Source organism: Streptomyces sp. NPDC087422 (assembly GCF_044744145.1).
In the GTDB taxonomy this organism is placed as follows: Bacteria; Actinomycetota; Actinomycetes; order Streptomycetales; family Streptomycetaceae; genus Actinacidiphila.
This window is the reverse complement of sequence record NZ_JBIUXT010000004.1, coordinates 642723-662226: the sequence shown is the minus strand read 5'-3', so window position 1 is coordinate 662226 and position 19504 is coordinate 642723. Positions and strand designations below refer to the sequence as shown.

Annotated in this window: 21 protein-coding genes; 16 read left to right on the top strand and 5 right to left on the bottom strand. The window is 73.6% G+C overall.

From position 1 onward, the window contains the following. Positions 1-83: 83 nt before the first annotated feature. Together ACIO6U_RS16255 and ACIO6U_RS16250 are read left to right on the top strand one after the other, a co-directional pair. A complete protein-coding gene (locus tag ACIO6U_RS16255) occupies positions 84-1571 on the top strand; it encodes a glycosyltransferase 87 family protein (protein WP_401719467.1) in 1488 nt (495 codons plus the stop codon). Positions 1572-1744: 173 nt separating this feature from the next. Next, the gene (locus ACIO6U_RS16250; protein ID WP_355339205.1) at positions 1745-2995 is read left to right on the top strand and encodes a M14 family zinc carboxypeptidase; all 1251 of its coding nucleotides are present in this window, start codon (positions 1745-1747) and stop codon (positions 2993-2995) included. Here ACIO6U_RS16250 and ACIO6U_RS16245 read toward each other — a convergent pair. Then, on the bottom strand, positions 2964-3539 hold the full coding sequence (locus ACIO6U_RS16245) for a GNAT family protein (protein WP_355339208.1): 576 nt from the start codon (positions 3537-3539) through the stop codon (positions 2964-2966). The two genes, ACIO6U_RS16250 and ACIO6U_RS16245, sit on opposite strands and share 32 nt — an antisense overlap. 158 nt (positions 3540-3697) lie before the next feature. Further along, a complete protein-coding gene (locus tag ACIO6U_RS16240; protein WP_401719463.1) occupies positions 3698-5101 on the bottom strand; it encodes an MFS transporter in 1404 nt (467 codons plus the stop codon). Positions 5102-5444: 343 nt separating this feature from the next. Here ACIO6U_RS16240 and ACIO6U_RS16235 point away from each other — a divergent pair, with 343 nt between their 5' ends. Further along, on the top strand, positions 5445-6386 hold the full coding sequence (locus tag ACIO6U_RS16235) for a helix-turn-helix transcriptional regulator (RefSeq protein WP_401719460.1): 942 nt from the start codon (positions 5445-5447) through the stop codon (positions 6384-6386). Positions 6387-6454: 68 nt separating this feature from the next. Continuing rightward, complete coding sequence (locus ACIO6U_RS16230) at positions 6455-6712, top strand: lipopolysaccharide assembly protein LapA domain-containing protein (RefSeq protein WP_391049575.1); 258 nt, start codon at positions 6455-6457, stop codon at positions 6710-6712. Positions 6713-6842: 130 nt separating this feature from the next. On the opposite strand, the gene ACIO6U_RS16225 is transcribed toward ACIO6U_RS16230, so the two are convergent. Next, positions 6843-7334 carry a GNAT family N-acetyltransferase gene (locus ACIO6U_RS16225; protein WP_391119525.1) on the bottom strand — a complete coding sequence of 164 codons (492 nt, stop codon included), beginning with the start codon at positions 7332-7334 and terminating at the stop codon, positions 6843-6845. Between the two features lie 89 nt (positions 7335-7423). Between ACIO6U_RS16225 and ACIO6U_RS16220 the strand changes: the two genes are divergently transcribed. From ACIO6U_RS16220 to ACIO6U_RS16175, 10 genes are all read left to right on the top strand, one after another. Further along, positions 7424-8236, top strand: coding sequence for an exodeoxyribonuclease III (locus tag ACIO6U_RS16220; protein ID WP_391163676.1), 813 nt, complete (start codon positions 7424-7426; stop codon positions 8234-8236). A 113-nt stretch (positions 8237-8349) separates the two neighbouring features. Continuing rightward, positions 8350-9087, top strand: coding sequence for a Mut7-C RNAse domain-containing protein (locus ACIO6U_RS16215; RefSeq protein WP_355339223.1), 738 nt, complete (start codon positions 8350-8352; stop codon positions 9085-9087). 245 nt (positions 9088-9332) lie between these two features. Next, positions 9333-10010 (top strand): ArsR/SmtB family transcription factor, encoded by a 678-nt coding sequence (locus ACIO6U_RS16210; RefSeq protein ID WP_401311496.1) that lies wholly within the window; start codon positions 9333-9335, stop codon positions 10008-10010. Beyond that, a complete protein-coding gene (locus tag ACIO6U_RS16205; RefSeq protein ID WP_401719454.1) occupies positions 10007-10552 on the top strand; it encodes a dihydrofolate reductase family protein in 546 nt (181 codons plus the stop codon). Before ACIO6U_RS16210 ends, ACIO6U_RS16205 begins: the two co-directional genes overlap by 4 nt. A gap of 72 nt (positions 10553-10624) precedes the next feature. Beyond that, positions 10625-11353: an SRPBCC domain-containing protein gene (locus tag ACIO6U_RS16200; protein ID WP_401719451.1), complete on the top strand. Its 729-nt coding sequence runs from the start codon at positions 10625-10627 to the stop codon at positions 11351-11353. A gap of 178 nt (positions 11354-11531) precedes the next feature. After that, positions 11532-12566, top strand: a complete 1035-nt coding sequence (locus tag ACIO6U_RS16195; protein ID WP_401719448.1) for a thaumatin family protein — start codon at positions 11532-11534, stop codon at positions 12564-12566. A 274-nt stretch (positions 12567-12840) separates the two neighbouring features. After that, on the top strand, positions 12841-13527 hold the full coding sequence (locus tag ACIO6U_RS16190) for an alpha/beta hydrolase (RefSeq protein ID WP_355339237.1): 687 nt from the start codon (positions 12841-12843) through the stop codon (positions 13525-13527). A gap of 179 nt (positions 13528-13706) precedes the next feature. Further along, the gene (locus ACIO6U_RS16185; protein WP_355339239.1) at positions 13707-14069 is read left to right on the top strand and encodes a DUF1304 domain-containing protein; all 363 of its coding nucleotides are present in this window, start codon (positions 13707-13709) and stop codon (positions 14067-14069) included. 5 nt (positions 14070-14074) lie between these two features. Then, entirely contained in the window at positions 14075-14662 is a 588-nt protein-coding gene (locus tag ACIO6U_RS16180) for a TetR family transcriptional regulator (RefSeq protein ID WP_401719445.1), read from the top strand. A 216-nt stretch (positions 14663-14878) separates the two neighbouring features. Then, a complete protein-coding gene (locus ACIO6U_RS16175; protein ID WP_401719442.1) occupies positions 14879-15679 on the top strand; it encodes a L,D-transpeptidase family protein in 801 nt (266 codons plus the stop codon). 171 nt (positions 15680-15850) lie between these two features. On the opposite strand, the gene ACIO6U_RS16170 is transcribed toward ACIO6U_RS16175, so the two are convergent. Beyond that, a complete protein-coding gene (locus ACIO6U_RS16170; RefSeq protein ID WP_355339247.1) occupies positions 15851-16456 on the bottom strand; it encodes a DUF4291 domain-containing protein in 606 nt (201 codons plus the stop codon). Positions 16457-16740: 284 nt separating this feature from the next. Here ACIO6U_RS16170 and ACIO6U_RS16165 point away from each other — a divergent pair, with 284 nt between their 5' ends. Both ACIO6U_RS16165 and ACIO6U_RS16160 read left to right on the top strand, forming a co-directional pair. Then, the gene (locus tag ACIO6U_RS16165) at positions 16741-17130 is read left to right on the top strand and encodes a nuclear transport factor 2 family protein (RefSeq protein ID WP_355339250.1); all 390 of its coding nucleotides are present in this window, start codon (positions 16741-16743) and stop codon (positions 17128-17130) included. A 3-nt stretch (positions 17131-17133) separates the two neighbouring features. Further along, on the top strand, positions 17134-18147 hold the full coding sequence (locus ACIO6U_RS16160; protein ID WP_401719438.1) for an LLM class flavin-dependent oxidoreductase: 1014 nt from the start codon (positions 17134-17136) through the stop codon (positions 18145-18147). Positions 18148-18256: 109 nt separating this feature from the next. On the opposite strand, the gene ACIO6U_RS16155 is transcribed toward ACIO6U_RS16160, so the two are convergent. Continuing rightward, the gene (locus ACIO6U_RS16155) at positions 18257-19333 is read right to left on the bottom strand and encodes a phosphatidylinositol-specific phospholipase C domain-containing protein (RefSeq protein WP_401719435.1); all 1077 of its coding nucleotides are present in this window, start codon (positions 19331-19333) and stop codon (positions 18257-18259) included. Positions 19334-19504: the final 171 nt, after the last annotated feature.

Below are 19504 nucleotides of genomic sequence, written 5' to 3'. Positions count from 1 at the left end.
AGGAGCGCGCGACTCCTTACGGAACGCGTACGTCGCAGCGGTTCGGCTCCCGCTCGCCACGACCGGATGCGAGCGTGTGACCTGTGGGAATCCGTACCTCGCTCCTCGCCGCCCCCCGCAGGGCCGCCGCCGGCACCACCCCCGGCACCACCCGCCCAAGCGGCGCCGACACCGCACCCCCGAGCCGCGGCCGACCGGCGACCGCCCTCGTCGCCCTGCTCCTCACCGCCCTCGTCGCCGTCGTCGCGGCGACCCTCGCCGTCGGCGGCACCGAAGGCCGTCCGGACCGCCTGCCGTACTGGTACGCCGCCGCGTGGGCCCTGTTCGCGGCGGCCCTCCTCGCGCTCCGCAAGGTGCCGCGCCGCGCCGCGACCGTCCTCGTCGCCGCCGGAGGCGTCGCTCTCGCCCTGACCGGCCTGGCCACGGCCCCCCGCACCAGCAACGACATGTACCGCTACGCGTGGGACGGCGCGGTGCAGGCGTCGGGTGTCTCGCCGTACGCGTACCCGCCGAACGCGCCGGAGCTCGAACGGCTGCGGGAGCCATGGCTCTTCCCCCGCCAGGCCGACGGCCACTGCGCGGACTGGACGCAGATCCCTACCACCGCCGGTGACTGCACGCGGATCAACCGGCCCTCCGTGCACACCATTTACCCGCCCGTCGCCGAGGGCTGGTTCCTCGCCGTGCACGCGCTGTCGCCGCCGGGCACCCGGTACAAGCCGATGCAGGCCGGCGGCGCGCTGCTGGCCGCGGCGACCACGGGCGCGCTGCTCCTGGCGCTGCGGCGGCGCGGCGCCGACCCGCGCCGCGCCGCCCTGTGGGCGTGGTGCCCGATCGTGCCCGTGGCGGCCGTCAACGACGCGCACATCGACACCCTCGGCGTGCTCCTGACCGTCCTCGCGCTCGGCGCGACCGCGCGGCCCGTGCGCCGCGGCGCGCTGCTGGGCGCCGCCGTCGCGGTGAAGCTGCTGCCCGCCCTCGCCGTGCCCGGCGCGCTCGCCCGCCGCACCCCGCGCGAGGCGCTCCGCGTCCTGCTCCCCGCCGTCGCCGTAATCGTTCTCGCCTATCTGCCGTACGTCGTCGCGTCCGGCGGCGGGGTGCTCGGCTACCTGCCCGGGTACCTCCAGGAGGAGGGATACGAGCCGGGCAGCGTACGGCGCTTCGCCCTGCTGCGGCTGGTGCTTCCGGACGGCGCGGCGGGCCCGGCCGCGATCGCGGCCGTCCTCGCGGTGGTGGTGTACGTACTGCGGCGTGGCGACCGGAACCGGCCGTGGAGCGGGGCCCTGCTCGTGACCGGCACCGCGCTGCTGCTGACCTCACCCTCCTACTACTGGTACGCGCTGTCGGTCGTCGCCCTCGTCGCGCTCGACGGCCGCTGGGAGTGGCTGGCCGTACCGCTGGCCGGACTCGCCCTCTACACCGGGAACGCGATGGGCGCCGGTGCCCATGGAAACGTGCTCCAGGCAACCGCGTACGGAGCCGCCGCACTGATCGTCGTCGCGGGCGCCGTTGTGCGCCGGAACACCTGCGGTAGCACCGTTGACACCCTGCCGCCGCCGTGTCGTACTTAGTGCTTGCCCGGCCGTTCAGCAGTGGCCCCTTCGGCACCCGCGATACGCGCACGCTCTGTGCCGCCGTCACCGAAGCCGCCCGACGGCCGTGGTGGACGGGGTCATGTGGGGGCTGTACCCGACGTCGTCACGCAGTCGCAGCCAGTACGCGCTTCGGCTTCTGGGGGAATGCGGTGGCGAGAGAGCACTATCCGACGACGGCCGAAGTCATCCAGGGCGCACGGCTGTTGACGTTGCGATATCCGAGACTGTGCCGACTGCGGGCTGTCGGCCGGTCGCGGGCCGGGCGGCCCCTGCTCATGCTGACGGTGGATCAGGCGGAGGGCGGGAGCGAGCGGAACGCGCTCGTGGTGGCGGGACCGCACGCCAACGAGGCGGCGGTCGGCGGTGCCACGGTGCTCCGGCTCGCGTACCAGCTCGCCGCCGAGCGCGAGGGCGGCCACGGCGACGGCACCGCCTGGCACTTCCTGCTCTGCATCGACCCGGACGGCGCGGTGCTCAACGAGCCCTGGCTGTGCGGGCCTTACACCCTGCGCGGCCACTACGAGCACTTCTTCCGGCCGTGCGCGGCGGAACAGCCCGAATGGCTGCCGCCGCCGGGAGCCCCCGACGCGTCGCTCCCCGAGACCCGCGCGCTGCTCGGCGTACTGGACGCGCTGCGCCCGGTGTTGCAGTGCTCGCTGCACGGCATCGACGTGGGCGGCAGCTTCGTGCAGCTCACCAGCGACATTCCCGGCGTGCCCGCGCGGATCGGCAAGTCGGCCGCCGAGCTGGACATCCCGCTGGAGAGCGGGTCCTCCGACGCCTTCCAGTGGCCGAGCCCGGGACCCGGCGTCTATGTGATGCCGCCGGACGGCGACCCCGCGACCGTCGGCGACGGCGCCAACTCCACCTGGGCGCACGCCCGCCGCTACGACGGTGTCACCGCCGTCGTCGAAGTGCCCATGTGGGCCTGCGACCGTACCGCCGACATCTCCCCGCACCCCGCGCCCGACCACGCGCTGCGCGTCGCGGGCGCGGCACTCCGCCGCGACCTGCCCCGCGTCGCCCGGGTCCTGGACAACCTCGACCCGCGCCTGGTCGGCGCGGACTCCCCGATGCTGCGCACCGTCAAGGAACTCGTCGGCATCGGCCCCCGGCTGTCCGCCGACTGGGACCCCGCCGTGCGCCCGCCCGGCGCGCTCCCGCTGCCGCCGATGACCACCGCGCGCGTCACCAGCATCGAGGTCTACGCGCAGCGCGTCCCGCTGCGCGCCGCCGCGATGCTCCGCCGCGTCGCCGACGTCCCCCGCGTCACGCGCCTGGTGGACGAGTGGTGCGCGGCGTACGAGAGCGCCTACCGCCCGCGCTGGGTGCCGATCGCCGACCAGGTCGAGCAGCAGGCGCGCAGCGTCATCGCGGTGTACGAAGAGCTGCGTACATGACCACGTCCTTCAACTCCCCGCCGACGCGCGCCCAGTCGCGCAGCAGCCCCTCGCGCTGGTAGCCGGCGCTCTCCGCGGTGCGCAGCGAACCGGTGTTCCACGGCTCGGCGTACAAGTCGAGCCGGGCGATGCCCAGTTCGTGCAGGCCCCACTCGGTGATCGCCTTCAGCGCCGAACCTGCGGCGCCCGCGCGGCGCGCCGAGGCGAGCACCCAGTAGCCGACCGTGGCGCGGTCCGCGCTGATGATGTCGAGCCCCACGTTGCCGACCGCGCACCCGTCGGACGCCCGCGCGATCACCATCGGGTAGCGGCCCGCCGCCGGCCGTCCCCACTGCCGCTCGACGAAGGCGATCCCCTCGGCGTCGCTGTAGACCGGCGGCACGGTCGTGATCAGCGGAATCAGCGGGTCCGTCGACGCCTCGCGCACCGTGTGCAGGTCGGCCATCGACCACGGGCGCAACGTGTAGTCGCCCGCCCCGAGCACCGGCGGTTCCCTGAGGTCGGTGAGGACGTCCCTGCGGTCCGAGCGGTGCCTGTGGTCCATGCGTCCGATGCTGCCAGCAGGGGACGCGGCGGGCGAGTCCATGACGGACGTACGGGGCACGGGCCCGCGGCCGTCCCCCGTCACCCGTCACCCGTCCCCGCCCCCGTGCTCCGCCACCCGTCCCTGTCCCCGCGCGCCCCCGCGCCCCGCCCTCCCCGTCACCCCCGCGCGCGGACGGGTTCACGCCCCTTCGGCGACCGCAGGAACAGCGCGGAGGCCACCGCACCCGCCGCCACCAGGGCCGCGTTGACCAGTACGGCGAGCGAGATCCCGCCGAGGAGTACGTGCGGCGCCGCCGACGAGGCCGCGCCCGCGCGGGCGGTGACGACCGCGCTCATCATCGGGATGCCCAGCGTGATGCCGACCTGCTGCGTCATCGTGGCGAGTCCGGTGGCCAGACCCTGCTCCTCGTCCGGCAGCCCGGACGTCGCGGTGACCATGAAGCCGACGATCGCCAGCATGTTGCCGACACCGCCGACGAAGGTCGCCGCCAGCAGAAGCCCCAGCCATCCGCGGCCCTCCCCGAGCGGCACCAGCGACGCGGTGGCGACCGCCTGGACCCCGCCGCCGACGATCAGCGTCGCCCGCGTGCCGATCCGGCCGATCACCCGCGCCCCCAGCACCCCGCCCACGACGGTGCCCGCCCCCAGCACACCGAAGGCGAGACCGGTCGCGAGCGCCGAGAACCCCAGCACCTTCTGGAGGTAGAGCGTCATCAGGAAGACCAGCGACGTCTCCGTCACGAAGGCGATCAGCCCGGCCGCGTTCCCCCACACCACCGACCGGCGGCGCAGGAACCGTACCGGCACCAGCGGCGCCGGGGCCCGCCGCTCCACCGCGACGAAGGCGGCCAGCAGCGCCGCGCCCACCGGCAGGGCGGTCAGCGTCACCGGGGAGAGCCAGCCGCGCTCGCCCGCCGACGTGAAGGCGTAGACGACGGCGAGCAGCCCGCCGGTGACGGTCACCGCGCCGGGCACGTCGAGCCGGGGCCGCGCGGCGGGGCGGCTCTCGGCGATCAGCGCGGGCGCCGCGAGCAGCACCACGGCGGCCACCGGCACATTGACGAAGAACGCCCAGCGCCAGCTCAGCAGGTCGGTCAGCACCCCGCCGAGCACCGCGCCCGCCGTGAAACCGGCCGACATCAGCGCCCCGTTCAGACCGAGCGCCCGGTCGCGCAGCGGCCCCTGCGGGAACGACGTGGTCAGCAGCGCCATCCCGGCCGGGGTCACGGCCGCTGTCGCGAGACCCTGGGCGACCCGCGCCGCCAGCAGCATCGCCGGATCCGTCGCCAGCCCGCCCGCCAGCGACGACACCCCGAGCACCGCCATCCCGGCCAGGAACACCCGGCGTCGCCCGAACAGGTCCGCGACCCGGCCGAACAGCAGCGTGAATCCGGCGGCGGCCAGCGCGAACGCCGTCGCGATCCACTGGAGATTCGCCAGCGAGAAGCCGAGACCGCGGCCGACCACCGGCAGCGCCACGTTCAGGATCGAGAAGTCCACCGCGATCATGAACTGCGCGCCCAGCAGCAGCATCAGCGTCCAGCGCTGCCGCGCGCTCATCGGCGGCGGGCCGGACCTCGGGGCGGTGTCCGGTGCCCCGGCCCCGTCCGTCCGCGCGCTCCCCGTCCCGGCCGCGCGGCCCGCGCCCGTCGTCGGTGCGGGTGCGGGTGCGGGTGCGGATGTCGGCGTGGGTGTGGGTGCTGGTGTCGGTGTCGGTGGCGTCATCCTGCGGCCCTCCATAGCGGTGGTGCGGTCACCACGGAAGGCTCGTCGGCGGCGCGGCCCGTACCCAGACCCCCGTTCTTCGTACGCGGGCGGTGCCTACGCGGGCCGTACGTACCTCGGCGGTGCCTACCACCGGCAGGGTCAGGCTCCGCGCCGGGCGCCGGGGCAGACTGGACGCATGGACGGCACCGCGCGCACCCCCTCCGCACTGGGCGAATTCCTCCGCACCCGGCGGGCGCGGCTGCGCCCCGAGGACGTCGGCGTCGTCCCGTACGGTGCCCGGCGCCGCGTACCGGGCCTGCGTCGCGAGGAACTGGCCCAGCTCGCGGGCGTCAGCGTCGCGTACTACACACGGCTCGAACAGGGCCAGAGCGCCAACGCCTCGCAGGCCGTGCTCGACGCGCTCGCCACCGCGCTGCGGCTCACCGACGACGAGCGCGCCCACCTGCGCCACCTCGCGCGCCCCGGCCGCGCGGGACGCCGCGCCCCGCAGCGGGCCGAGACCGTACGGCCCGCCACGCGGCAGCTCATCGCCGCCATGGACGCGGTGCCCGCCGTCGTGATGGGCCGCCGCTACGACGTCCTGGCCTGGAACGCGCTCGGCCACGCCCTCACCGCGGGCCACCTCGACCCCGACGCGCCCGACCGCCCGGCCGACCGCCCCAACGCCCAGCGGATGCTCTTCCTCGACCCGCACACCAGGGAACTGCACCCGCACTGGGACGAGGAGGCCCGGCGCGCCGTCGCCTCCCTGCGGCTGGCGGCGGGCGAGGCGGCCGACGACCGCGGATTCGCCGAACTCGTCGGCGAGCTGTCCATGAAGAGTCCGGAATTCGCCGCCCTGTGGACCCGCCACCCGGTCAGCAACTGCACCACCGGCACCAAGACCTTCCACCACCCCGTGGTGGGCCGCTTCGACCTCGCCTTCGAGATGCTGCGGACCGCCGACGGCTCGGGCCACCGGCTGCTGCTGTTCAGCGCGGCGCCCGGCACCCCGGACGAGGCGGCGCTGCGCCTGCTGGCGGCGAGCGCTCAGGCGAGTACACAGGGGAGCCCGTACGCGAGCACGCAGGTGAGCGCACAGGCGCGCACAGCGGACGCGCTCACCCGTTCGGAGTAGTCCGCAGCCCGCCCCGGCGCCCCCGCACCGATCATGAACGCAAGGGGACAGCGCCGAACCGGGAGCAGGTGAGCGTGGTGAGCACCGAGAAGCCGCCGAGCGACAGCAGGTTCGGTTCGCTGGTGACCCCGGGCCGGGTGACCGTGGCCGTGCTCGCGGTCCTCGCCCTGATCTTCATCTTCGAGAACACCCGCGACGTCAAGATCCGGCTGCTGATCCCCGAGGTCACGATGCCGCTGTGGATGGCGCTGCTCGGCTGCTTCATCGTCGGCGCGCTGGCCGGGATGTACCTGCGGCGCGGCGGCCGCAACAGGGGCGGGCGCTGACGCCGGGACCTCGTGCGGGGCGCCGTGATCCGTGGGATACGCGCGGGTGCGGTGCGAGCAGCGGCTTGGACCGGCGGTTTGGATCGGCGGTTTGGATCAGCGGCTTGGACCGGCGGCTTGGATCGTCGGCTTACGGGCCCGGCGGCGCGACCAGCGGCTTGCCGAGGCACACGCTCAGCTCGTCGTGCCGGTAGTAGCCGAATTTCGGCACCGGCAGGTAGCCGCACGAGCGGTACAGCGCGATGGCCTCCGGCTGCCGCTGACCGGTCTCCAGCACCATCCGGGTCCTGCCCGCCGCCGCGGCCGTCCGCTCCAGCTCGGCCAGGATCGCGCGGGCGAGACCGCGCCCGCGCGCCCGCGCCACCACGAACATCCGCTTGATCTCCGCGTCGCCGTCCGCGTGCCCGTCGGGCGAGTCGTCCTGGGCGCGCCAGCCGCCACTGGCCACGGCGTGCCCGTCCTCGTCGTAGGCCAGCAGGTACAGCCCGCGCGGCGGGTCGAAATGGGCCGCGTCCATGAAGGTCGAGTCCCCGTCGCCGTACCGCTCCACGTACTCCTGCTGCACCAGGTCGTTGAGCTTCACCGCGTCGGGGTGGTCGTAACGCGTCGTTCTGATCTCCACGCCCGATATCGTACGTGCGCGGTCGTACGCACGTGCGGACGGGGGATACCGAAGCGGTCCAGCCGACCGGCCCCGGTATCGTCCAGCGCATGTCGACCACCGTCACCACCGTGAACGTCAACGGACTCCGCGCCGCCGCCAAGAAAGGCTTCCTGACCTGGCTGGAGGAGACCGAAGCCGACGTGGTCTGCCTCCAGGAGGTCCGCGCGGAGCCCGACCAGCTCACCGTCGAGCTGCGCGACCCGGCGGGCTGGCACGCCTTCCACGCGCCCTCCTCCGCCAAGGGCCGGGCCGGTGTCTCGCTGTACACCCGCGAGGAGCCCAGCGCCGTCCGCGTCGGCTTCGGCGCCACCGAATTCGCCGCCGCCGGCCGCTACCTGGAGGTCGACCTGCCCGGCACCGGACCCGGTCTGACCGTCGGCAGCCTCTACCTCCCCTCCGGCGAGGTCGGCACCGAGCGCCAGGCGGAGAAGGAGCGCTTCATGAAGGACTTCGCCGTCCACCTCGGCGCGCTCCGCGACCACGCCGCCGAAACCGGCACCCATGCCCTGGTCTGCGGCGACTGGAACATCGCGCACCAGGAAGCGGATCTGAAGAACTGGCGCGGCAACCGCAAATCCGCCGGCTTCCTCCCCGAGGAACGCGCCTGGCTGACCGAACTCTTCGGCCCCGCGGGCTGGACCGACGTCGTCCGCCGCCTCCACCCCGACGTCGAGGGCCCCTACTCCTGGTGGTCCATGCGCGGCCAGGCGTTCGACAACAACACGGGCTGGCGCATCGACCTCCAGGTCGCCACCGAAGCCCTCGCCGCCGCGGCCACCACCGCCGTCGTCGAGCGCGCCGCGAGCTACGACCAGCGCTGGAGCGACCACGCCCCGGTGACGGTCACCTACGACATCTAGGCCACGGCGGCGCGGCGCGCGCGTCACACCCCCCGGCTCCACCGTCTCCAAGGCACTGACGAGCGGCGCGGAACTCCGTGGCCGGGCCCGGCGGGCGATGGCATGCTGAGTCCGTGAACGGACCGCACATCACCGTCAGTATCCCGGCTGAGCTGCACCTCTTCGTGGCCGCCGACCGGCGCCGCGAGGAACCCGGCGCCGTGGTCACCGACGGCACGTCGTCACTCGGGCACGTCGTGGAGTCGCTGGGCGTGCCGCTCACCGAGGTCGGCGGGCTGTCCGTCGACGGCCGCGCGGTCCCGAACGCGCACGTCCCGGCGCCGGGCGAGGCGGTACGGGTCCACGCGGTCGTACGGCCGCAGGAGGTGCCGGGCGCGCCGCTGCGCTTTCTGCTCGACGTCCATCTCGGCACGCTGGCACGGCGGTTGCGGCTGCTCGGGGTCGACGCGGCGTACGAGAACGAGGACATCGGCGACCCGGCGCTCGCCGCGCTCTCGGCGAGCGACCGCAGGGTCATGCTCACGCGCGACCGGGGCTTGCTGCGCCGCCGCGAACTGTGGGCGGGCGCGTACGTCTACAGCGACCGCCCGGCCGACCAACTGCGCGACATCCTCCAGCGGTTCGCGCCCGACCTCGCGCCCTGGACCCGCTGCGTCGCCTGCAACGGCCTGCTGACCCCCGCCGACAAGGAGTCCGTCCGCGACCGCCTGGAGGGCGGCACCGAACGCTCCTACGACGTCTTCGCCGCGTGCGCCTCCTGCGGCCGCGTCTACTGGCGCGGCGCCCACCACACCCGCCTCGAAGCCGTCGTCGCCGAAGCACTCCGCGACGCCGCCCCCACCCGCCACTGATCCCACCCGCCACTGACCCCACCCGGCACTGACCCCGCGCGGACCGGCACCGCGCGGACCTTCACCGCGCGCCGGAGCCGCTGGTGGGACCGTCCGGCGCCTCCCATGGGACCGGGCAGTGCCCTGCCCCCATGGGACCGGCCAGTGCCTACATCAGCCCGACCGATACCCGCGCCGAAGGCCGCTCGCCCACCGACAAGAGAATGCGTCTGGACAAAAAAAGTTTTCGGTGAGACGCTGAAGCCATGTTGGACGTGAGCGTGATCGAGAACCCCGAAGCGGCGGCGACATCGCTGGACCCGATAAGGTCCCGGCTGCTGGCTGAGCTGGCGGCGGGCCCGGCATCGGCGACGATGCTCGCGGCGAGGGTGGGGCTGCCGCGGCAGAAGGTGAACTACCACCTCAAGGCGTTGGAGAAGCACGGCCTGGTCGAGCTGTCGGGCGAGCGCAAGAAGGGCAATGTCACCGAGCGGCTGATGCGGGCGACCGCGGCCTCGTACGTGATCTCGCCGATGGCGCTGGCCGCCGTGCAGCCCGATCCGGCCCGCTTCCGCGACCAGCTCTCGGCGCGCTGGCTGCTGGCCGTCGCCGCCCGGCTGGTGCGGGACGTCGGCACGCTGATCACGGGCGCGGACCGGGCGCGGCAGCGGATCGCGACCTTCGCGCTCGACGGCGAGGTCCGCTTCGGCTCGGCGGCGGACCGCGCCGCGTTCGTGGACGAACTGACCCGCGGCATCGCCGCGCTGGTCGCCAAGTACCACGACGAGGAGGCCGAGGGCGGGCGTCCGCACCGGATCGTCGTCGCCCTGCACCCCACGGTGAAGACCCCCGACGCCCCCGCCGTCACGAGCGGTGGCGCCGATGCCTCCGCTGTCGAACCGGCCGTCGGCCGGCCCACCACACCCCCTGAGGAAGCGTCATGAGGAAGCTTGTCGTCAGTGAGTTCCTGTCCGCCGACGGAGTCATGGAGGCGCCCCACGAGTGGCACGGGCCGTACTTCGACGATGACATGGCCGGTGCCGTGTCCGCCCAAATGGACGCGTCCGACGCCCTGTTGCTCGGCCGCACCACCTACGACGGCTTCGCCGCCGCGTGGCCCGCGATGGCCGGCCAGCCCGGCGGCGACCACATGAACGGCATCGCCAAATTCGTCGTCTCCAGCACGCTGGAGAAGGCCGAATGGAACAACTCCACCGTCCTCAGCGGAGATCCGGCCGCCGCCGTCCGCGAGCTGAAGCAGCGGGACGGCGCGAACATCACCGTGATGGGCAGCGCGACGCTCGTGCGGTTGCTGCTCGGGCAGGGCCTGGTGGACGAGTTCGACCTGCTGGTGCACCCGATCGTGGTCGGCCGCGGCAAGCGGCTGTTCCAGGACGGCCTGCCGCAGACCCCGTTCACCGTCGTCTCCTCCGAGATGTTCGCGTCCGGCGTCCACCACGTCGTCTACGCGCCGCGGAAGGCGTAGGGCCCGTCCGCCCTCCCGCACCCGCACGGCCCCCAACCGCGTATCCCCTGGAGCAAGGAGCTCTGAACAACCATGTCCAAGCACTTCGAGATCGTCCGTGAATTCGAGGTCGACGCCAGCCCGTCGCAGGTCTGGGACGCCATCACCACCGGTACCGGGGGCTGGTTGTGGCCCATGGAGTACGAGCCCAAGGAGGGCGGCGCGGCGCCGTTCGGCGGGACCGTGGTCGCGTGGGACCCGCCGCACCGGCTGACCGGGCGCACCGAGGACGCCGAGGGCATCTCGGTGCAGACCTTCAACCAGGTCGACCACCTCATGGAGCCCCGCGAGGGCGGCGGTTCATGGGTGCGGTACGTGCACAGCGGCATCCTCGTCGAGGACTGGGACAACCAGTACGACGGCGCGAACAAGCACACCGACTTCTACATGCACACCCTGCGGGAGTACCTGCGGTACTTCACCGGCCGCATCGCCGTCTTCGGCGGCGCGGAAGGCCCGAAGGCGTCCGGCGCGCCCGACGCCTTCGAGACGGCGGCCCGCGCGCTCGGGCTGGCGGACGACGCGGCCGAGGGCGCGACCGTACAGGTCGAACTGCCGGGCGCTGGACGGGTGGAGGCCGTGCTCGACTTCCGCAACCCGTACTTCATCGGGCTCCGCACCGACCAGGCGATGTACCGCTTCTTCGGCCGCAACCACTTCGGCGCGACGGTCGGCGTGAGCGTGCACGACTTCGCGCCGGGCGCCGACGCCGAGCGGATCGGCGCGGACTGGACGCGCTGGCTCGCCGGGGTCTACGCGTAACGCCCCCTCCCGCGGCCGGAGTCAAGCCTTCGCCGTACCGGAAATCCGTTATCCCCGCCGCTCACCGGCCGTCTCCTGATCGCCGGTGAGTCGGCATGTGCGGGACGTACGGGATGCGCTGGCCACAGGCATCAACGGTATTGACGGCGGCCACGGCGGCCACGGCGCGGAGGAAGCGATGGGACGCAGAGCTCGGCACGGCGGACGATCACGGCGCGGTGCCGTGTCGGCGGCGGAGGCGCTGGCCGTCGCGGCCCTGTGCGTGGCGGTCTGGGTGGTCTCCGGCCAACGGCCTGGCGGCGGTTCGGCCGACACCTCGGCCACGGCGGGCGCCGCGCCCGTATCGGCGGGGCAGGTCACGACCACGGCCGCGCCGTCCGTGACACCGACCGTCACCGCCTCCGCGACGACCGCCGCCAAGAAGCCGAAGCCGACCGCTTCCCGGCAGCCCCCGCGGCCGACCGCGTCGCGCACCGCCGCGTCGCCCGCCGGTACGAAGCTCCCACCGCGTTCCGGCACCCGGGTGTTCACCTTCGTCAACGACGTGGACCAGACGATCTGGCTCGCCTCGGGCGAGCAGACCGCGCGGCCCGCCCTCACCACCACCGGCTGGGTCCTGCGCCCTGGGCAGACCCTCGGCGTCCGCGTGCCCGACCACTGGAACGGCCGCTTCTGGGGCCGTACCGGCTGCTCCTTCGACGCCTCGGGCCGCGGCCACTGCGAGACCGGCGACTGCGACGGCCGCTTCCAGTGCCCCGGTTACGGGGTGATCCCGGCGACGCTGGCGGAGTTCAACCTCAACTCGTGGGACGGGATGGACTTCTACGACGTGAGCCTCGTCGACGGCTCCAACCTCCCGATGTACATCAACCTCGTCGGCGGTACGACGAAGGACCCGATCTCGGCGAACGGCTGCTCGGCCGCGGGCTGCACCCACGCCGTGGACTGTCCGGCCGCCCTCCAGGTGACGTCCGGTGGCCGGGTGGTCGGTTGCGAGTCGCCCTGCGGGGTCTTCGACACCGACCAGTACTGCTGCCGCGGCACGTGGGCGCCGCGCTCGATGTGCCTGCCCGACCAGTGGCCGGTGAGGTACGCGGATGTGTTCAAGAAGGCCGAGCCGTTCGCGTACTCGTACGTGGACGACGACGCGACCAGCACCTTCACCAGCCGGGGCGAGGCCGGGTACCGGATCACTTTCGGGCTGAGCCGCTGAGCCGGTGAGCCCGTGAGGCACCCGAAGGGCCCGACCGGCCGGGCGGGGAGGACGTACCGACGCCGTATGTCAGGGCGGAGTCGGGGGCGGGAAGGGCGGCGGCCGTGACCGGCGCCGGGACGACGACGCGGGCGGCGCGGAAACCGCCGTCGTCGGCCCGGCCGACCGGGGACGGCCGCCGCCGATCCGCGATGAGTTTCGGCCGCGCCCGCGGTCCTATGGGGAGCAGCGGGCCCGTGTCCCGGGCGCGCCCCGACGAAAGCAGGCGTGAACGATGGCGACCTTCGTACTCGTCCCCGGCGCGGACGGCCGCGCCTGGGGCTGGCACCGGCTCGTACCGGAACTGCGCGCCCGCGGGCACGAGGCGGTGACGCTCGACCTGCCCGAGGACAGCGCCGCCGACCTCGACGCCTACGCGGACGCGATCGTGGCGGCGTGCGGCGACGTCGACCGGCTGGCCCGGCCGCTGGTCCTCGTGGCGCTGTCCCTCGCCGGATTCTCCGCGCCGCTGGCCTGCGAGCGGCTGCGCGCCGACCGGCTCGTACTCCTCAACGCGATGGTGCCGCTGCCCGGCGAGACGGCGGGGGAGTGGTGGGACCACACCGGCCAGCAGGCCGCCCGCGAGGCGTACGCGCGGGAGGAGGGACGCGACACCGCGTTCGACGTGCGCGTCGACTTCTTCCACGACGTGCCGCGGGAGATCACCGAGGAGGCCATGAACTCCGCTCCGTCGGGCGGCGCGCCGGAACGGGTCTTCACGCAGCCGTGGCCGCTGACGGCGTGGCCCGATGTGCCGACCCGCTTCCTCCAGGGCGCGCAGGACCGCTTCTTCCCGCTGGAATTCCAGCGGCGGCTGGGCAAGGAGCGGATCGGCGTGGACGTGGAGGAACTGCCCGGCGGGCATCTGCTCGCGCTGAGCCGGCCGCGCGAGCTGGCGCAGGCGCTGGTGCGGGACGTGTGAGCCGCGTGCGGCCGGCCGCGTAAAACGGCGACTTCCCCCCGGCCTGGGGGGACTTCCTGGTGGAGAGGCCACGGCCCGGCGGGCTTCCCGGCAGGGAGGGGGCTTTCCGACTTCCTGTACAGTTGTCCAGGAAGTCGGGGAGCGGGAAGTCCGGTCAACGGAAGGCGTGGTGCACGGTCGTGAAGGTCGTCGCGGGAATCCTGGTCGGCGCGGTCGCCGCCTTCCATGTGTACGCGCTCGTGCTGGAGATGTTCCTGTGGCGCGGTCCGCGCGGCCGGGCGCTGCACGGGCTCGATGACGAGGGCGCCAGGATCACCGCGCCGCTCGCCGCCAACCAGGGCCTCTACAACGGCTTCCTGGCCGCCGGACTCGTCTGGGGCCTGATCGCCTCCGACCCGGTGGGCTTCCAGGCGCGGGTGTTCTTCCTGTGCTGTGTGATCCTGGCGGGTGCGTACGGCGCGGCGACCGCGTCCCGCAAGATTCTCTTTGTGCAGTTCGCGCCCGCGGTCGTGGCGCTGGCGGCGGTGCTTGTGGCTGGATGAGGGGTGTGATCGCTACGGGTGAGGTGAGCGGGGGGCGCGCGACGTCCGATCCCCGTACGCTCAGGACCCGCGCCCGGCTGCGGGCCGCGCTGCTCGACGAGTGCGCGCAGCGCCCGCTGGAGCAGGTCAGCCTGTCGGCGGTGGCGCGCCGCGCGGGGGTCGGCCGGGCGACCCTGTATCTGCACTACGACGGTCTCCAGGCGCTCGCGGTCGACGCCTGCGCCGACGTCGTACGGGAAGCGGTCGACGCGCTGCACGCCTGGGCCGCGCCGCCGGGGCCCGACGCGCCGCCCGCGCCGCTGGCCGAATTCCTCGCCGTCGTGGCCGGGCGGGCCGACCTCTACCGCGGTCTGATCGCGGAAGGCGGCGGCGGCCCGCTCGGCGCGCTCCTCCACGACGAACTCCGCGCTCGTTCGTTCGCCGACCGCACCCGCGCGGGCGCCCCGTCGCCCGCGCTCGCCGCCTCCGCCACCGCGGCCGTGTTCACCGGCCTGCTCGCCGACTGGCTGCACGGCCGTCTGGACCTTTCGCCGGACGCCTTCGCCGCTCACGTGTGGCGGCTGCTGGTCGCGATCCACCGCGCCGTCCGCTGATCCTTCGCTGACGCCCGGTCAGGGCGTACGGTGTGCGCGGCGGGTGCGGACGGTGGGGGATATGCGGGGCAAATCGGGCGAGAGGTCACCCTGGGTGGTGCATATGGGTCTGAGTTTGCGAGGATCGCCGGGATGACTTCCGCTCCCGCGGGCTCCTTCGCTGAGAGCCGCTCCACAGAAGGCCGTGGCCGAAACCGCCACCGGCGTCGGAAACATGTGCTGCGACGGAGGGCCGGGATCGGCGCCGCCGCGTTCGTCGTGCTGGCGGTCGTCGGCGCCGGATATGTGGTGATGGACCGGCACGGCGCGGGTTCCGCCGCCGCGGACAGCGGCAGGAACGGCGGCTCCGGGCACGGTCAGGCCGCGGTGCCCGGCGCGTCCGCCAAGGCTGCGGGCCCCGGCACCCTGAGCGTCAAGGACGAGGCGCCCACCGTGATCCCGGGCCTCGGCCCCAAGACCCGCTCCGCGATCCCCGCCGCCTCCCGGCAGGTGCTGGTGGCCTCGGGCAAGGCCAAGAACTCCGCCGACTCCACCGTCACCCTGTGGTCCCGTACCGCCGACGGCCACTGGAGCGCGGGCGCGGCCTGGCCCGCGCACAACGCGCTGCGCGGCTGGACCGACAAGCACCACTCGGGCGATCTGCACAGCCCCATCGGCGTGTTCACCCTCAGCGACGCGGGCGGCTTCGACGCCGATCCGGGCGCCAAGCTGCCCTACCACCACTCGTCCGCCTTCCGCGCGGGCGGCGTCGGCTTCGACGGCGAGCCGCTGGACGCCGCCTTCGACTACGTCATCGCCATCGACTACAACCGCGTGCCCGGTACGTCCCCGCTCGACGGCACCCAGCCGCTCGGTGCCAACCGCGGCGGCGGCATCTGGGTCCACGTCGACCACGGCGGCCCGACGCACGGCTGCGTCAGCGTCTCCGCGGCGCACATGGTCGACCTCCTGCACACGCTCGTCCCGGCGGACCACCCGGTGATCGTGATGGGCGACCACGCCTCGCTGTCGGCGTAGTCCTCTCCCGGTCTCCGCGACCGCTGACGGATCGCCGAGGCCGCGCATCCGCACGCCCGCCAGCGCACCGCGAATTGCGCCACCATGCCGACGGTGACCCGCCCGAACACGACCGAGAAGACCCACAGGGCGGCACCCTCGCCCCGGGCCCCGCCCACCGCCGCCCACGGGTCAGACACCCGAACTCCCGCCCACCCGCTCCGGCAGCCCGCCCACGACGTCATACGCCCGCTCCTCCGGCACCAGCCGCTCCGCCCCTTCGACGTCCCCGGCCCCGACCAAGCGGTGCACCTCCCGCGCCAGCGGCGTCACATCCCTGATCCCCACGATCCACGTGTCCGCGTACTCCCGCACCGCCTCGCCCGACAGCCCGAGTTGCAGCGACCGGTACGGCAACGGCCGCAGCCGCACGTCCCGTTCGGGGTCCCACTGCACCCGCGCGGGAGCGCGCTTGAGCTGCCGACGCCACGCGTCCCGGTCGGCGTGCACGTCGGGGGAGTAGTGGGACAGACACGCGTGCCGAAGCGCCCACTCGAATCCGTCACGGGTGATCTCCACCGCGAGCACCGTTTCCTGCCCCGCCTTGGCGCCCCAACCGCAGCGGTACATCATCCACAGGAACGACGGCTTGATCCACGTCATGCGGTCCCGGCTCCAGGCGGCGGGGAAGCGGCCGTCGCGGGCGGCGGGGAGGCCGATCGCGGGAGCGTAGGCCTGGTAGACGGTGATCGTGGTGGGGGTGTGGAGGGCGCGGACGCGCCGGGCGGGTTCTCGCATGGGGACACAGTGCCGTCGCGGCGGTGGGGGTGGCCAGCGAATTGCGGGGCGGGAACGCCCGGCGAAGGGGGTGAGGGGAGGGCGTGGGCGAGGCGTTACTCCCCGGGGAGTACGGGTGGGGGCGGGGCGGGTTGACCGGGGGAGTACGGCAGAGGCATACCGCCGGGCGATGCGGCGCGGCGGCGTCCGCGGGAGTCTGGTGAGGCACCCCGGACCGGCACACGGGTGGCCGGGAGTCCGGCCTCCGCCGGGGCTTTCGCACCCGCTCGCGAGGAGGCACGGCCATGGAAGACGAGCAGGAGCTGACGGACTTCGCGCGCCGATGGACCGAGGCGGAACGGCGCGGTGACGTGACCGCGCTGGACGCGCTGCTGACCGACGACTTCAGCGCGGTGGGACCGCGCGGCTTCGTCCTCGACAAGAAGCAGTGGCTCGACCGCTACGCCTCCGGCGCGCTCGTCCACGACGCCTTCACCTGGGCCGAGGTGACGATCCGTCAGTACGGGCGGGCGGCCGTCGCCACCGGGGTGCAGGGCCAGCAGAGCATCTTCGACGGGCGGGACGCGGACGGGTACTTCCGGGTGACGCAGACGATCGTCGAGACCGACGGCGTATGGCGGTTGGCCGCGCTCCACCTCAGTCCGACCGGCGACCGTCCGGGACCGGAGGCGTAGACGATGCGGATCAGTATCAGTGTCGCCCACGACGCCTGGCCCGAGGGACCGCGCGGCTCCGCACGGCAGTTGGAGCGGGTCGTCGCCACCGCCGACGAGATCGGGCTCGACACGGTGTGGGTCACGGACCATCTGACGCGGACGGACCTGACGCGGACGGACCTGACGCGGACGGACCTGACGCGGACGGACCCGACGCGGACGGACCCGACGCGCTCACCGGACGAGGCGGTCCTGGAGGCGTACGCGACGCTGGGACTCCTCGCGTCGCGCAGTGAACGGGTGCGGCTCGGCGCCATGGCGAGCCCGGTCGGCAACGGCGCGGCCGGCCCGCTGATCACGGCGGTCACGACGCTCGACGTCCTGTCCGGCGGCCGGGCCTGGCTCGGCATCGGCGCCGGATACGCCGACCACCAGGCCGCCGCGCTGGGCCCGCCCGCGCCCGGCGCCCCCGAACGCTTCGAGCGGATGGAGGACGTGCTGCGGCTCGCGCACCGGATGTGGTCGGGCGACGACAGCCCCTTCCGCGGCGCGCACTGCGACCTGGCCAGGCCGTACCCCAGTCCGCTGCCGCTCAGCGGCCCGCACCCGCCGGTGCTGATCGGCGGAAACGGCGAGGCCCGGATGCTGCCGCTGGTCGCGCGGTACGCCGACGCCTGCAATCTGCTCGACGTGCCGAACGGCGGCGCCACCATCCGCCGCAAGCTCGACATCCTCGCCGTGCACTGCCGCAAGATCGGCCGCCCGCTCGGCGACATCGACACATCCGTCAGCGTCAGGCTGCGGCCGCAGGAGTCGGCGGACGAACTCGTCGCGCACTGCCGCCACTTCGCCGGTCTGGGCATCGGGCACGTGGTGCTGGTGCCGGGCGGCCCGTGGACGGAGGCGTCGACGCGGACGCTGGCGGCGGCGCTGCCCGCGGTCCGCGGCCTGCACCGGGAGGAGGCGGCCGGGCCGAAGGCCGCCCGCCTCGACACCTACCGGGCGCCCGCGTTCGGCGGCGCCGTCCCCGTCTGAGCGGGACGGGAAGGGCGGGCGGAGAAGGAACGGCACCCCACGGCCGGCGGTCGCCGTGGGGTGCCGTGCTGCGCGGCCGAGGCCGCGGCCGGCCCTGGATCCAGGACCGTCAGCCGTTGCCGCGCGGCAGGACGAGCGACTGGATCTGGGGAAGCCCCTTCCAGTCGTTCGAGGCGATCGTCGCGTGAGCCGCGGCGAGTTGGGCGATCCGCGCCTGCGCGTCGGCCGGGGACGGATTCGCGTCGTCCAGGGCGGGTGCGACATTCTGCGAGTCGGTCATCACGAGCAGGTAATGACGCGCGTCGTACCAATTCGTGTCGACGTTGAGGAACGCCGAGGCGTCACCGTCGAAGATCACGAACCACGGGCGCAGCGAGGCGTCGGAGTAGCGCGAACGCGGGTCGCCCGACTGCACGTTGTGCACGGTCGGGAAGACCTGGGCGGTCGAGACGTGCCCCTTGAGGTAGCTCGCGTACTCGACGTCCGTCCACAGCGTGTCGGTCGGGTTGTTCTCCTCGACGGTGCCGGGGATGATCTCCAGGATCACCTTGCCCGCGAGTTGCCGCCGCGTCGGCCAGTTGCCCGCCTGGGCGGCCTCGTCGAGCGTGCCGTAGCTGCCGCCGCCGGGCTTGGCCAGCAGGTCGGACGGCTTGAACACCAGGCTGCCGAGGTGCGCGCTGATCGACTGGTCCAACTTGGCAGGGCTCATGCCGAGGTTGGCCTGGAAGCCCGCCTTCATCTCCAGCTTGATCATCAGCGGCGCGTGGCCGGGGTGCGCGCCGAGCCAGACGCGTACGTCGTCCAGGCAGCTCTCCAGGTCCTTGTTCGCGCCGCCCGTGTAGAGCTGCGACGGCGAGGACGCGTCCACGCAGTTGTTGCCGTTGCTGGTCAGGCTGGAGTGGCTGACCTTCCACTCCTGGGTGAAGAAGTCGTCCCACACGTCCAGTTCGATCAGCGACGTGCCCGTGTCCAACGCCTGGGCGAGGTACGGGAAGGCGGCGGGGTCGTAGGTGTTGTGCAGGCCGGACGTCGTGGCGCCCGAGAACGGCAGGGAGCCGGTGTCAGCGGCGGACGCGGATGCGCCGCCTCCGGCTCCGGCGACGGTGAACGCCAGGCATGTGGTGAGCACGCCGAGCAGCGCCGTGCGCAGTCGTAGGGAAACTCGTCGGGACAGCGGACCGGTCACGTGTCCTCCAGTGGGGGGTGTCTCTCCGTCCGGACGGTGACTGCCGAGCGTGAATCGACGGAGACATGTCACGTAACACGATCTGGAATCCGGCTGTCAGCTACGAATCGAGCCGATCTTCAACGGAATTGACGCCACGTCAGGGGCGCTTCGGTGGGTTGTGGGGCCCGC

What these genes read in the sequence shown, in the direction of transcription:
- ACIO6U_RS16245 (WP_355339208.1), bottom strand. Translation starts at nt 3,539, where the DNA reads ATGGACCACAGGCACCGCTCGGACCGCAGGGACGTCCTCACCGACCTC.
- ACIO6U_RS16240 (WP_401719463.1), bottom strand. Translation starts at nt 5,101, where the DNA reads ATGAGCGCGCGGCAGCGCTGGACGCTGATGCTGCTGCTGGGCGCGCAG.
- ACIO6U_RS16235 (WP_401719460.1), top strand. Translation starts at nt 5,445, where the DNA reads ATGGACGGCACCGCGCGCACCCCCTCCGCACTGGGCGAATTCCTCCGC.
- ACIO6U_RS16220 (WP_391163676.1), top strand. Translation starts at nt 7,424, where the DNA reads ATGTCGACCACCGTCACCACCGTGAACGTCAACGGACTCCGCGCCGCC.
- ACIO6U_RS16210 (WP_401311496.1), top strand. Translation starts at nt 9,333, where the DNA reads ATGTTGGACGTGAGCGTGATCGAGAACCCCGAAGCGGCGGCGACATCG.
- ACIO6U_RS16205 (WP_401719454.1), top strand. Translation starts at nt 10,007, where the DNA reads ATGAGGAAGCTTGTCGTCAGTGAGTTCCTGTCCGCCGACGGAGTCATG.
- ACIO6U_RS16200 (WP_401719451.1), top strand. Translation starts at nt 10,625, where the DNA reads ATGTCCAAGCACTTCGAGATCGTCCGTGAATTCGAGGTCGACGCCAGC.
- ACIO6U_RS16195 (WP_401719448.1), top strand. Translation starts at nt 11,532, where the DNA reads ATGGGACGCAGAGCTCGGCACGGCGGACGATCACGGCGCGGTGCCGTG.
- ACIO6U_RS16190 (WP_355339237.1), top strand. Translation starts at nt 12,841, where the DNA reads ATGGCGACCTTCGTACTCGTCCCCGGCGCGGACGGCCGCGCCTGGGGC.
- ACIO6U_RS16170 (WP_355339247.1), bottom strand. Translation starts at nt 16,456, where the DNA reads ATGCGAGAACCCGCCCGGCGCGTCCGCGCCCTCCACACCCCCACCACG.
- ACIO6U_RS16165 (WP_355339250.1), top strand. Translation starts at nt 16,741, where the DNA reads ATGGAAGACGAGCAGGAGCTGACGGACTTCGCGCGCCGATGGACCGAG.
- ACIO6U_RS16160 (WP_401719438.1), top strand. Translation starts at nt 17,134, where the DNA reads ATGCGGATCAGTATCAGTGTCGCCCACGACGCCTGGCCCGAGGGACCG.